Origin of the sequence: Desulfospira joergensenii DSM 10085 (assembly GCF_000420085.1) — a bacterium.
Classification (GTDB): Bacteria; Desulfobacterota; Desulfobacteria; order Desulfobacterales; family Desulfobacteraceae; genus Desulfospira; species Desulfospira joergensenii.
Map to the genome: position 1 here is coordinate 2,298,581 of NZ_ATUG01000002.1, position 12,215 is coordinate 2,310,795.

The following is a 12,215-nucleotide window of genomic DNA, read 5'->3' on the forward strand; positions in this document are numbered from 1 at the left end:
ATTTTTATATAAACCGATTTTTAATTCCTGGGTTGTAATCAAAAAATCATAAAAAGTCAAGGACTTATGATAGTAAGTCCGGAATTTTTTCAATATGTTCAACCGGAATTTCAACCCCGGCAAACTGGCCCAGAAGATCTATTTTAATGATCACCCGGGTTTTCCCCTTATATTCGGAGAATTCCCCCCTCAGCCCGGCCATGGGGCCTTCCAGGATGACGACCGGATCTCCTTTCTTTAATTCAATGATGCTGCCCGTGATCAAATCCATATGGGTGCTGGTCATGAGTTTCAGGGACTCGATCTGGGACTCGGACACGGGAAGGGGGCCTTTTTGATTTCCCAGGAGACGGACCGCACCGGTGGTTTTTAAAATAGTCAGCTGGGAGGCCGGATCCGGGCTTGATCTGACAAAGAGATAGCCCGGGAACAGGGGGACCTCAAGCATGAGTTTTCGGTCTTTTCGCCGGCTGGGCTTTCTTTTCCTGGGCAGGAAAACCTCTATCTTCTTTTTCATGATCTGGTTGAGGACCGTCTGTTCGAAATTGCTCCGGGTCAAAAGGGCAAACCAGTTTAAATCCTTGTTCATTTCTGGCCAAACTCTCCAATCCCTTTAAGGATGATTAAAAACATGATCTTTTTATCTCCGCCTTCCTCCCGGTATTGAAGGTCAAAGCCCCAGCAGGCCTGGTCGATGAAGATGCCGGTCCGGGTTTCAATGGTGTTTTTTCCTTTCAGGTCCTTTTCAAAGGAATAGTAAATTCCCAGGGTGCTGGTGGCCTGAACCAGGAACCGGGTATACCAGGTGTTGGCGTTTTTAAGGGTGTAGCGGTATTGGGTTTGAATGGAATCTCCCCGGCTGTCCTTGAGGGTCCCTCCGGCATTTGTCTTTGTGAAGTGCCGGTTATAGGGATCCCAGGCCAGGTCAACATCCAGGGACAGATATTCCAGGGGATTGAGTTCGCTTTCCAGGTAGATATCTGACCAGGGGTGGGTACGGTCTTCTTCATCCCGTTCAATTTTAAGATCATAGTCCTGGGACAATTCGATCCAGGCCAGTTCCTTGTATACATAGGACTCCTCACCCTCTTTCCCCTCCACGATTTTTCTGGAGGTAAAGGTATTGGCCAGGGACCAAGTGATGATATTTTTCTCGGCAATCCGGTCAAGGGAATCAAAATAGGGCAGATCATCCTGGAGGACACTGGGCCGGAAGGCATATTCAAGCTTGGGAACCACCTCATGTTTGATCTTGTCCGCAAATTGGTTTTCCAGGGTAAAGATCCTGTTGAGCTTGGTGGAAAGCTGGGCACCCACGTCATAGAGGGTCCGGGTCCTGAACTCATCCTCGGAACCGTAACTATCCGTGAAATCATCTGTGTGCCAGGCCGTGGCCCGGGTGCCCACAAAGGGTTCAAAGAAAAAGGCCTTGGCAAACCGTGTGGGATAGTAGAGCTTGGGATAGACATCGACCCGCTGCCCGTTGACCTTTGTCTCTGTGGTGTCCTGGCGGAAAAACGACCTGAACTCCGAATCCAGGGTATAGTAAATCCCGGTGGCTCCCAGTTTGTGCTTGGATGCATCAAATTCAACACTGGGAAGGGTCTGCAGGGTGTAGTCATCGGTATCCTGGCGCCGGGCCGCCACGTTGTCATACCAGAGGGCCTTGGCCGTCAGGCTGTAGTTGTTCCAGCTCTTGTCAAGGGTCAGGCTGTTTTCCCGGACCGTGTCGTCGTACTCGTCCAGGTCCCGGCCGAACTCTTTTTCAAAGTATTCCGTGATTTTATCATACCCGGTATACCCGTCCCTGAACTCCAGGAGATAATCTGCATCACTGACAATATCCAGGTCCAGTTTGGCCTTGAATCCGCCGGGAAGTTCCTGGTCGCTCTTCATCCTGAACCAGTACCGGTCCGTATTGGTCCTCTGGGCCGTTGTGTCGAAGGCAAACTCTTCTGTATCTGCGGTCCCGTCATCGATCTGATCGTCTTTCAGCAAATCGAGAAAAAGGGTGCCTTTGGATTTTTCGTCCAGTACATACCGAAACTCTCCGCCCAATTTAAGGCCCCGGTCTGACATATAGTCCGCATAAAGGGTGGCATCGGTGTCCCTGGAAAGGGCGATGAACAGGGGTTGTTCATATTCAAATCCAAGCCGGTCCGAGCTGGAGAAGCTGGGGGCCAGCAGGCCGGTCTGACGCTTGGTTTTGGCTGGAAAGGCCAGAAACGGGACATAGAGGGCCGGCACTTTTTTAATCCAGAAGGCGGCATGGGTGGCATATCCGTATCCCTCTATGGTCACTTTTACGTTTTTTCCTGAGATTTTCCAGGCCGGGGAGTCCCCTTCACAGGAGGTGATGGTCCCTTTTTCAGCGCTGTAGGTAAACTTTCCGGTCTTACGGATTTTTTCGCCCTCAATATAGAAATTGTTCTTCTGAATAAAGATGGTTCCCTTGTTGATAAAGCCCTGCTCGGTGAGGAGGTTGATCTGCATGGCATTGCAGGAAATGGAATCTTCGCCGGAGATCAGAACCACGTTCCCCTGGGCAAAGGCATCCTTGGTTTTATTGGAAAACTCCACATAATCTGCCTCCAGCCGGGTCAGCCCCCCGGTGATCACCACTTCATCCTCGGCAATATACAATTCTTTTTTCTGGTCGTAGCTGACCACCTGGGCGGAGATATGCCAGGGAATCTGCTTGGGATCCTCTTCCTGGGAAAAGGCCCGGGCCGGATTGAATGGGAAAAAGAGTTCCGGCAGAACAAGGGCAAAAAAGATAAATGCTGCGGCCGGCAGCATTTTTATGTCACTAAATGAACGGGGCATTATCTTTCCGGTAAAAATTGCACATCATTTAAAATTACTGTATAAAGCCATTTTATAGGTTAAAAGTCAACCTCAACCTTCGGGTACGGAATCAATTCCCAAAAGGCAGGACCATCATGTTGGACATAGTATTTTTCCCTTTTTCCCATATCAGCCGAAGTCAGTTGAACACCTTGCTGACTATTTTTTCCTCTTTCCGATGTCTGCCCCTGGTTTCCCGGCTTGATCCGGACCATCCTCTGGCACCCATGGTGGAACAGGGCAGGGTGAAGCCGGAGTTTCATTCTCCTGAGGTTCTCAGTCTTGTGGATCGCCAGGTAAGGTCTTTTCGGGACTGGGCCGGGATGCACAAGGGGAATGAAAAAAATTTAAAATCCATGCTCCGGGATACCCCCTATTTTACAGACGATTCAGACCTGACCCGGATACAGTCCCAGTTGAGGGAAAGGGTGTCAAAGGATTCGGGACAGGGCCTGGACCGGGAACAAAAAAGCGGGAGAGATCTCCTGCTGTTTTTAAAGTTCGCAGGGATTCTGGACCTGGAAAACGAAAGAATTGACGATGAACTCAAGGACCTGGAAAAGAACAGGGGAGCCCTTTTTTCACAATTAAAGGGAGCCGAACAGGATGAAAGTCCCCCGGAACCCTCCGGGTTGGTTGTCACGGAAAGGGATCCCGGCCAGGTGATGACCGATTCGAGGATCCGCTCCTGGTGCCGGGTGGCCATGGAGAAAAAGATATTTCAAAACCGGGAAGATTCCATTTTGCTGGTCACCACCAGTCCGGCTGTGTTTGACCGTTTATATCCCGGCTCACAAGATCTGATAAATGGTCTTGACATTGAATCTATAAAAGTGCATGAAGATGGATGTTCTTTACGACAAAAATGGCAGAGTGACATTTCTGAAATTTTAGAACAGGGCGTAAGGGACAGGGGGTTTGCGGGAAAAGACCTGCCTGGATCGGCAGATGGCTGCCGGATTTCAGCTCAGATAAAGCTGGGGATTTTTCCGGAAAAAGCAAGTTTTTTAGATCTGACGGATTTTAATCTGGCCGGAAAAAACATAGGGGTCTGCCTGGTCAGGTTAAACCCCCATAAAAAAACTTGATTTTAATAAATAAAATGTTATAAAAGCGTTTTTTAAATTCAGCTTAAAAAATGAGTTTATAATGGAACATTAATTAAGGAGGCTATTAAAATGGCATTTACCCCAATTGTTGACCAGTCCAAATGCGTTGGTTGCGAAGAATGTGTTGACGTTTGTCCCGTGGAAGTATTTGAGATGGAAGATGAGAAATCAGTTCCTGTCAATGCTGAAGAATGCATGGGCTGCGAAAGCTGCGTGGAAGTCTGTGAAGAAGATGCGATTACTGTAGAGGAAGACTAGATCCTTTTTCATCACTGAAAATCAATGCCGGGTCAGCCGCAAATGCGCTGACCCGGCATTTTTTGTTGAGTCAAAAACCTTAGGCCTAAAACAAACCCCGCCCAAGGATCAGAATCTTAGCGAAAGACAGCTTAATCCCCCGTCCAGCTTTCTGAATTCAGACACATCCACACCCAGGGTCTCATATCCTTTTTTTTCAATCATTTCCCGGGTCTTGGGAAATCCCGCAGGAACCATCACCCTTTCATTGATCCAGACCGAGTTGGCTGCATAGGCTTCATCTTCATCCACGGCCATAAGGTTGAAATTCCGGAATTCCTGCCGGGTCAAGAATTCCCCCACCGCCAAGAGGTTGTTGTGCTCAAGAAAAGAGAGGCCGGTTTTCAGGTGGAGCATGGAGGACAGAGGAACAGGTACGACCCCCAAGCCGTATTTTTCCAATATAATGCCAAGCTGGTCTGTTCCGGCCGGATTGGTCCGGTCGGACAGTCCGACATAATATTGATTTCCCGTCATCATGATGTCTCCTGCATCCAGTGTGCTGGGGTCCTGGATGGACTCCACAGGAACCCCGATATTTTTAACGGCTTCTGCAACAGCGGAGATCTCTCCCCTCCGGGTTTCTGCCCCGGGCCGGGTGATCACGGCACAGGCCGGGGTGACCAGGCAGGTGTCTTCTATAAAGGTGGAATCGGGAAACTCTTCATCCGCTTCCAGGATGGTGACACTAAGGCCGCAGGCTTCCAGGGCCTCGATATAATTATCGTGCTGGTCCAGGGCCAGATTGTAATCGGGCCGGCCCAGGCCGGCTGTTGTGATGCCCTTTACCATATTTTTGCAGGGTCGTTTGACAATGGCTTTTGTGAACATGGGGTTCCTTTGTGCTGAAAGTCCGGAGTCCAGAGCCTGAAGTCAACGGAAGAGACACTGGCAAAGATTCCGGACCGGTTGATTTTCTTTCTAGTCTTTTTTTCCAAGGATCAGTTTCTTAATCGTCTCTCCCGCGTTGGTCAGGTAAACCCCAGAAATGACCAGGATTCCGCCTGTCAGGCTGGCCGGAGTCAGGGTTTCCCCCAGGATCAGCCAGGCAAGGATAATGGCGGAAACCGGAACAAAGTTGATAAATACCCCGGCCTTCATGGGACCGATTTCCAGGATGGCCTGGTAATACCAGAAAAATCCCAGCACGGTGCCGAAAAATCCCAGGTAGAACAGGCTGCCCCACTGCCCCAGGGTGTAGCCGGGTGCATTTGAAAATATATTATGGGCCAGGGCCGGAAAAAAGAGCAGGACAGTTCCGGCAATTGAAGAGTAGCAGACCGAGGCCATTGGGGAAAGATCCTTCATCAGAGGCTTGCCCAATAGAGAATAGGCCACCCAGGACAGGACACAGCCGAAGATGGCCGCTTCCCCCCTGCCCAGACCGCTTTCAAGGATCAGGGCTGGATTCCCGTTGGAGATGATCACCATGGCCCCGGCAACGGAGAGGCAGAGGCCTGTGATTTTCAGGGGTGTCAGGGACTCCTTGAAGATCAGGGCTGAAAACAGGCTGATAAAAATAGGATTGGTGGCAATGATCAAAGAGGCCCGGTTGGCATTGATAAAAGAGAGCCCCGTAAAAAACAGGACATTATAGGAGAATACACCGGTCATCCCCAGGAGAAGCACATTGACGCCCTGCCGGATCCCGATCCGGGGCAGGCCTCCCTCCATGCGGAAAGTCAGGAAGATTAAAAAGAGCGAGGCAATGAGAAATCGGAAAAATGCTGCGGAATACGGGTCAATATGATTGGCCAGACCCTTGCCCGCAATAAAGGTCCCGCCCCAGAAAAAGGCGGTGAGCACAAGCTTTATATAGGTCACCGGTATTGTCCTTTCAGTCTCTGATAAATTTTTGTATTTGCACAGAGCAGGGGGCAAAAGTCAAGGCAAAGATTTTATGCGACAAACCTGGTGTTCCCTTTTTAACCAAGAAGGACATGACGTCCATGAAGCGGTTTTCCTGGGGTGGTTTTTTATCCCGTCAAGGAAAAGGAATTTTGAAGAACCAGGCTGGTCTGGCCCTGGGCATACTCAAGTACATAGTCTCCTGACAAAGGACTGCCGATGCCGTACCGGGCCACCGCAGCCTTGGGATCTTGGGCATAGGCCTGGGCAAATTCCAGATGCTTCTCGGCCGCATCAAGCAGAGATTGGCTGGAACTTGCTTTTGTAAAGGCCTGCTGGAACTCGGGATGCCTGTTCAAAGCGGCCTCCAGCTTTTCATTGTCCCGGGCTGGAAGATCTGACTCAACCCTGACCCTGCCTTCTTCGTCGGTGTGTATGGTCATGCTTTGATCCGCCGGGATACCGAGTTGTTCAAGTGTCTCGGCCAGGATATCCCCGGATAATTTAAGATATTTTTCACCAAAGGCCCGGATTTCATCCAGGGTGATGACCCCGTCTTTTCCGGCGCCGTCCATGAAATTATCCAGGGTGCTCATTAAAGATGATGAGTTTGCCGAGGCCTGGGCCTGCATTTTTTTCCCTTCGTCCGAAAGGGTCACCACATCATTTTTTCCGGGTAGAGTGGAGTCTTTTTCCGTCTGCGAAGTAGCCGCATAGCTCAAGAAAGGGGCTGGTGCCGATATAGAGCTGATTTTCATGATCCCTCCTTGTTTTGTGTGTTCACCAAGGTATCGAAATACTGCAATAAATATGCCCGGATTGACGGATCCGGTGCGGATGGCATAACTCCGGGTGGAGATGGAACAAGGACCTGATATTTTTGTATCGCCGGCCGGGGAGGGTTCCGGATTCGCAGTTCAAAAGCCCCCGACTGGCACCCTAGCTCGGATACAAGTCAATTCCCATTTTATGGATCTTGTTCAATAATCTTGATCCAAACCTTTACAACCCGATCCAGGCCCCGTATAAAAACGATTTAAATACTTATGTTTTTAAGGTGACTTAACACATGCAAACCCAACACAGCTCCTGGTTCACATCCCAGAATATCTGTAAGGTCCTGGTGGGGGCAAAACTGATTTCCAAGGATCAGGCCCTGGATCTGCTTCGCCGGGAAAGTCAGGTCAGTGAAATCATATCCAAGAAGCAGGGCGGGAAATCCAGCAAAGATCTTTCACTCATTGATGTGATTCTCTATCTGAATCTGGAACGTCAGGACCAGCCCGGGAAGATCATTGACGAGGATTTGATCTACAAGGCCTTTGCCGCGGCCTGGAAACTGGAGTACAAGAAGATCGATCCCCTGAAGCTGGAACTGAAAACAGTTACCGGAACCATTTCCAAATCTTTTGCCCTAAAACATCTGCTCCTGCCCCTCCAGGTGGAGGAAGGCAAGCTGGTGGTGGCCACACCCAACCCCTTCAACCTCGAGGCGGTCAAGGATGTGGAAATGGTCTCCAAGCTCAAGGTCAGGACCATTGTCAGTTCAAAGTCCGACGTTGAGAAACTGATCCGGGAGTTTTTCGGATTCCAGTATTCCATTTCCGCGGCCGAGGATCTTTTTTCCCGCAAAGGGGTGGACCTCGGGAACCTTGAAAAATTTGTCAGCCTCACCGCAGTGGATGACCTGCCCTCCACGGACCAGCACATCGTCAACGCGGTAAACCATTTATTCTCCTATTCCTTTGACCAGAAGGCCAGTGACATCCATGTGGAGCCCAAGCGGGATATCTGCCTGGTGCGCATGCGCATCGACGGGGTTCTCCATACCGTGTACAAGCTGCCCAAGCAGCTCCACAATGCCGTGGTCAGCCGGATCAAGACCCTGTCCGGCCTGGATATGGCTGAAAAGAGACGGCCCCAGGACGGCCGGATCAAGATGGGAAAGGGGGATACCGAGGTGGAGATTCGGGTTTCCACCATTCCCGTGGCCTTTGGGGAGAAACTGGTTCTCAGGATCATGGATCCGGACATCCTGTTCCAGGATCTTGAGATGCTGGGATTTTCTCCGGATGATTTTAAGAAGTATAAGCGGTTGATTTCCCTTCCCTTTGGTATTGTCCTGGTTACAGGCCCGACCGGATCTGGAAAGTCCACCACCCTGTACTCCAGTCTGCGCATGCTGTCTTCACCGGAGGTCAATATCACCACCATTGAAGATCCCATTGAGATGATCCATGAGGAATTTAATCAGATTGCGGTACAGCCGGCCATCAGCGTGACCTTTGGATCGGTGCTCAGAAATATCCTCCGCCAGGACCCGGATATCATCATGGTGGGGGAGATCCGGGACCTTGAGACGGCCCAGTCCGCTGTTCAGGCTGCGCTTACCGGCCATTTGGTCCTGTCCACCCTGCACACCAACGATGCGGTGTCTACCGTGTTCCGGCTCCTGGACCTGGGCATCCCCCCCTATCTGGTCCATTCTTCCCTCAACGGAATCGTGGCCCAGCGCCTGGTCCGGAAGATCTGCCCCTATTGCGCCCAGTCCTTTGAAATGGATGCCCGAGAACTGGCCGGTCTGGGATTGAAGATCGAGCAGACAGGGGCGGTCGAACTCAAACACGGGAAGGGGTGTGTGAAATGCCGGCAGACCGGATATATGGGGCGGACAGGCATATACGAGATTTTACCCTATTCCGAAGCCCTCAAGCGTATGACCTCAAATGATGCCGATCTTGAGGCCATGCGGGGCAAGGCCGTTAAAGAGGGACTGGTCATGCTCCGCCAAAACGGGATAAGGAAAATGCTGGAAGGAAAGACCACCTACCAGGAGATTTTACGGGTCACCTGGGATCTGATCTAGTTCACCATGTCTCCGGGATGAATGTCCCTCTGGGAGGAGAGAATCATCACTGTGGAGGCAATATCCTCTGTGTGCAGGACAATGAGCTTGCCCGATTCGATGGGCGGAAGTTCCGGGAGTTTTTCCTTTTTAAGGGCCTGTTTCAGGGAGTTTTGTTCATAGGGAGGTTCAAGTTCCTGGGCTATGGTATAAATCTGTCCTGCCTGGACATTCTGGTTGCGTCCCATGTCTATGAAGGCAATTCTGTTGTCGTTGACCAGAACATTGTCATCTTCTGAACAGATAATGGCACTGTCAATGGGTTCAAGGGGTTCCCGGACCTTTAGCACAGGCTCCCTGTGAAAGAACTCCATAACCTGATCGCCCGCATTGGTGTCCCGGATGGCGTGCTGGATCACGGCGGTCACATAAGTGACCTTGTGTTCCAGAATTTTGATTTCAGACTTGATCCGGTGTTTGATACCTTTGAAACGCTTCCCGTTGATCTTTTCGTCTATGTCCTGGGTGACAAACACCTGGTAGACCTTTCCGGGGATGAGGCTGCCCTTGGCTGTGGGTTTGATATAGATAATGTCATTGACGGACATCATCAGATTGCCGTCCTTTTCCCTTAAAATCTCTCCCAGGCTCTCCTGGGCGGTTTCCCGGATAAATCCGGTGTAATCCATGGGAGGGTATGAAAAAGAGGGCTCAATGCGGACGGGAGGGGCGGGTTTGGAAACAATAGCCGGTTCCGGTTTGGCCGGGGCCGTCTTCTTGAGAAATATTTTGATCTTATTGCCGGGATAAATCCAGTGGGGGTTCTTGATCTTTTTGTTCATCTCCCAGAGACCGGGCCAGTCCCACTGGGAATTGTAGAATTTTTGGGACAAATCCCAGAGGGTGTCCCCTTTTTGGATGGTATAGTAAAAACCCGAGTCTTTGCCAGGATCAAATTCAATAGCCCCGGCGTCCAGAGTCTTCTGCGAAGTGTGTTTGGCTTCCAGGGCCTGTACCAGGCCGCTTCCCAGAAAAATCAAGCCAAGGATGATGATTCCTGCCTTTAGATGTTGCATGATATCCCCCGTGTTTATTGCGTAGCGTTTAGGAAATCTTGACTTTATTTAAGCTAGTGTTCTATAAAAAGTCAAGAATAGTTGCCATTATTGCTTGGGATCATCCTCATCCTGACCATGTTGCCGGGAACCCATTGACGGGAATTTTATAGAAAACGGACGCGAATATGAAGCAGATTGCAAACCTATTGTTCGAGATCAGGATGTTAAAGGACATCAACCGGTCAGGGTATTCCTTCCTGGGTTCCGGGCGGGAGAGCATTGCCGACCATTGCTTTACCACGGCCTTTATCTGTTTTACCATGGCCAGGCTGGATCCGGAGGTCGATTCCGGGCGTCTGGTGGCCATGGCCCTGGTCCATGATTTTGGGGAAGCCCGGACAGGGGATTTTAACTATGTTCAAAAAAAATATTCCGAAACCAATGAGGAACGGGCCATTTCCCATTTGATAAGGAATATCCCCTTTGGGGATGATATCAGATCCCTGATTGATGAGTTTAACCGGGGGGAGACAAAAGAGGCCAGACTGGCCAATGATGCAGATCAGATTTCTTTTGTCCTTGAATTGAAAAAACTCAAGGACATCGGTTCAAAACCGCCTGAAAAATGGCTTCCCATTGTGGGGGAACGGGTAAAAACCCGGTTGGGAAAGCAGATCCTGGAAGGGATTCTGGAAACCCGGTGGGATGAGTGGTGGATGAATGATTACTCAGAATAGTGCCCTGCAGGACCGGAGAGGTCCGGTTTTGTTCCAACAATCTTTTTTTGCTTTTTTCAATGAAACATTCCTCAAGGCACTCATCTAAAATGACACAAGATCTTATATCACTGCTCTATGTGGGCAAAAACCTTGACCCGGATTATCTGGAGCTCTTTTCAAAAGACAAGGGGTTTGCCGCCGGGATTTGTCCGGATCTGGACCGGGAGGAGAACATCCCGGCCGGGGCCCCGGATATCGTCCTGGTCGATTCCCTTGCCGGCCGTGATCCCTTGGCTGACCCGCCGCCTGATCCGGAAAACGGTCTGGTCGACCGGGCAAAACAGGATATTGCCCGGATCCAGGATATGGACTTCAGGTTCAGGCCTGCCGTTTTTCTGGTTCTGGACAGACTGCCCGGGTCCGGGATGCGCCGCACCCTCATGGAGGAAGGATATGACGGGTTTTTTATCCGCCCCTTTACTGCCGGGGAGGTCCGAAGGGCAGCCGGGATTTTTCTGAAAACCAGATCCCTTGAACAGAAACTCTATACCCTTGAGAAGACCCAGGAAAAGACCTTTGCCTACCTCGACCGGTTCAAGGACGAACTCAAAGGGTTGAAAGAGGAGCTGATCCAGGAAAAGACCAGTCTCAACCATGCCCTGAAACAGATCCAGGATCTGAATTCAGAGCGGAGTCAGATGAAACACCAGGTCTCGTCCTTTAAGCAGGATCTCCATCAGAACATGGAAGGGGTGAATTCTCTCTTGTACACCCTGATCAAGAGGCGGGTGGAAACCAATCGGAATCACGGGGAGCGGGTGGCCCATGTGGCCTGTTATATCGGCGGGGAACTGGGGTTTGATGAAAAAAAGTTGGAGGATCTCAGAAAAGCTGGTATGCTTCACGAACTCGGGCTTCTTTTCATGGCAGACCCCGATGTCAGGGGCGGTCTGGATAAGGACCGGCTCAGTGCATATGAAAAGGATATCCTGGTTCAATACCCGGTAAAGGGGGCGGAGCTCATCAGCCGGTGCTCGGCCTTTGAAAATGCGGCCCGGATTATCCGGTTCATGAACGAGAACGCCGACGGCACCGGATATCCCGACGGATTGAAAAAAAGGTATATCCCCCTTGCATCCAGGATTCTGGCCGGGGCGGATCTTTTTGACCGGCTCAAGGATGAGGCCGGCAGTCTGGAAGATCTTTTAAGGGCACTTGAGAAGGTTTCAGGTTCCCGCCTGGATCCCGTGATCGTTGGGTGGCTGGAAAAATATGCCGTTCTCCATATGGGGGCCGACGCTTACCGGGTCAGGGGAGTGGGGGTGGAGCAGCTTGAGCCGGGGATGCGACTGGGAACCGCATTGTTTACGGCCACGGGAACAAAGCTGTTTCCCGTTGACACCCTGCTGGACCGGGAATCAATCGACAAGATTATAAAGTACAACAGGGAATACCCTGTTGATGAAACAATTTACGTAAAGGTTTAAGCAAT

General features: G+C 50.7%; 11 protein-coding genes. 5 read left to right on the plus strand and 6 right to left on the minus strand.

The features are described 5' to 3' along the window. Positions 1-64 precede the first annotated feature (64 nt). Together F608_RS0123530 and F608_RS0123535 are read right to left on the minus strand one after the other, a co-directional pair. Positions 65-589 carry a UpxY family transcription antiterminator gene (locus F608_RS0123530; RefSeq protein WP_022668183.1) on the minus strand — a complete coding sequence of 175 codons (525 nt, stop codon included), beginning with the start codon at positions 587-589 and terminating at the stop codon, positions 65-67. Next, positions 586-2,826 (minus strand): LPS-assembly protein LptD, encoded by a 2,241-nt coding sequence (locus F608_RS0123535; protein WP_153307570.1) that lies wholly within the window; start codon positions 2,824-2,826, stop codon positions 586-588. Before F608_RS0123535 ends, F608_RS0123530 begins: the two co-directional genes overlap by 4 nt. Before the next feature lie 116 nt (positions 2,827-2,942). On the opposite strand from F608_RS0123535, the gene F608_RS0123540 reads away from it, so the two are divergent. After that, complete coding sequence (locus F608_RS0123540) at positions 2,943-3,935, plus strand: hypothetical protein (protein ID WP_022668185.1); 993 nt, start codon at positions 2,943-2,945, stop codon at positions 3,933-3,935. Positions 3,936-4,025: 90 nt separating this feature from the next. Further along, a complete protein-coding gene (locus F608_RS0123545; RefSeq protein ID WP_022668186.1) occupies positions 4,026-4,214 on the plus strand; it encodes a 4Fe-4S binding protein in 189 nt (62 codons plus the stop codon). A gap of 108 nt (positions 4,215-4,322) precedes the next feature. Here F608_RS0123545 and F608_RS0123550 read toward each other — a convergent pair whose 3' ends face one another. The 3 genes from F608_RS0123550 to F608_RS0123565 all read right to left on the minus strand — a co-directional run bounded on the left by F608_RS0123550 (position 4,323) and on the right by F608_RS0123565 (position 6,859). Continuing rightward, entirely contained in the window at positions 4,323-5,084 is a 762-nt protein-coding gene (locus F608_RS0123550; RefSeq protein WP_022668187.1) for a dimethylarginine dimethylaminohydrolase family protein, read from the minus strand. Positions 5,085-5,174: 90 nt separating this feature from the next. Continuing rightward, entirely contained in the window at positions 5,175-6,077 is a 903-nt protein-coding gene (locus F608_RS0123555) for a DMT family transporter (protein WP_022668188.1), read from the minus strand. A gap of 152 nt (positions 6,078-6,229) precedes the next feature. After that, the gene (locus tag F608_RS0123565) at positions 6,230-6,859 is read right to left on the minus strand and encodes a hypothetical protein (RefSeq protein WP_022668190.1); all 630 of its coding nucleotides are present in this window, start codon (positions 6,857-6,859) and stop codon (positions 6,230-6,232) included. 311 nt (positions 6,860-7,170) lie between these two features. On the opposite strand from F608_RS0123565, the gene F608_RS0123570 reads away from it, so the two are divergent. Then, complete coding sequence (locus F608_RS0123570) at positions 7,171-8,967, plus strand: GspE/PulE family protein (RefSeq protein ID WP_022668191.1); 1,797 nt, start codon at positions 7,171-7,173, stop codon at positions 8,965-8,967. Here F608_RS0123570 and F608_RS0123575 read toward each other — a convergent pair. Next, positions 8,964-10,022, minus strand: a complete 1,059-nt coding sequence (locus F608_RS0123575) for a LysM peptidoglycan-binding domain-containing protein (RefSeq protein WP_022668192.1) — start codon at positions 10,020-10,022, stop codon at positions 8,964-8,966. The genes F608_RS0123570 and F608_RS0123575 overlap by 4 nt on opposite strands. Positions 10,023-10,189: 167 nt before the next feature. Here F608_RS0123575 and F608_RS0123580 point away from each other — a divergent pair, with 167 nt between their 5' ends. After that, the gene (locus tag F608_RS0123580) at positions 10,190-10,741 is read left to right on the plus strand and encodes an HD domain-containing protein (RefSeq protein ID WP_022668193.1); all 552 of its coding nucleotides are present in this window, start codon (positions 10,190-10,192) and stop codon (positions 10,739-10,741) included. 89 nt (positions 10,742-10,830) lie between these two features. Beyond that, complete coding sequence (locus tag F608_RS33135; RefSeq protein WP_153307571.1) at positions 10,831-12,210, plus strand: HD domain-containing phosphohydrolase; 1,380 nt, start codon at positions 10,831-10,833, stop codon at positions 12,208-12,210. Positions 12,211-12,215 lie beyond the last annotated feature (5 nt).

Excerpts from the sequence above, each read along its gene's own strand:
- F608_RS0123535 (WP_153307570.1), bottom strand. The coding sequence starts at position 2,826 with ATGCCCCGTTCATTTAGTGACATAAAAATGCTGCCGGCCGCAGCATTT.
- F608_RS0123545 (WP_022668186.1), top strand. The coding sequence starts at position 4,026 with ATGGCATTTACCCCAATTGTTGACCAGTCCAAATGCGTTGGTTGCGAA.
- F608_RS0123530 (WP_022668183.1), bottom strand. The coding sequence starts at position 589 with ATGAACAAGGATTTAAACTGGTTTGCCCTTTTGACCCGGAGCAATTTC.
- F608_RS0123550 (WP_022668187.1), bottom strand. The coding sequence starts at position 5,084 with ATGTTCACAAAAGCCATTGTCAAACGACCCTGCAAAAATATGGTAAAG.
- F608_RS0123575 (WP_022668192.1), bottom strand. The coding sequence starts at position 10,022 with ATGCAACATCTAAAGGCAGGAATCATCATCCTTGGCTTGATTTTTCTG.
- F608_RS0123570 (WP_022668191.1), top strand. The coding sequence starts at position 7,171 with ATGCAAACCCAACACAGCTCCTGGTTCACATCCCAGAATATCTGTAAG.
- F608_RS0123580 (WP_022668193.1), top strand. The coding sequence starts at position 10,190 with ATGAAGCAGATTGCAAACCTATTGTTCGAGATCAGGATGTTAAAGGAC.
- F608_RS33135 (WP_153307571.1), top strand. The coding sequence starts at position 10,831 with ATGACACAAGATCTTATATCACTGCTCTATGTGGGCAAAAACCTTGAC.
- F608_RS0123565 (WP_022668190.1), bottom strand. The coding sequence starts at position 6,859 with ATGAAAATCAGCTCTATATCGGCACCAGCCCCTTTCTTGAGCTATGCG.
- F608_RS0123540 (WP_022668185.1), top strand. The coding sequence starts at position 2,943 with ATGTTGGACATAGTATTTTTCCCTTTTTCCCATATCAGCCGAAGTCAG.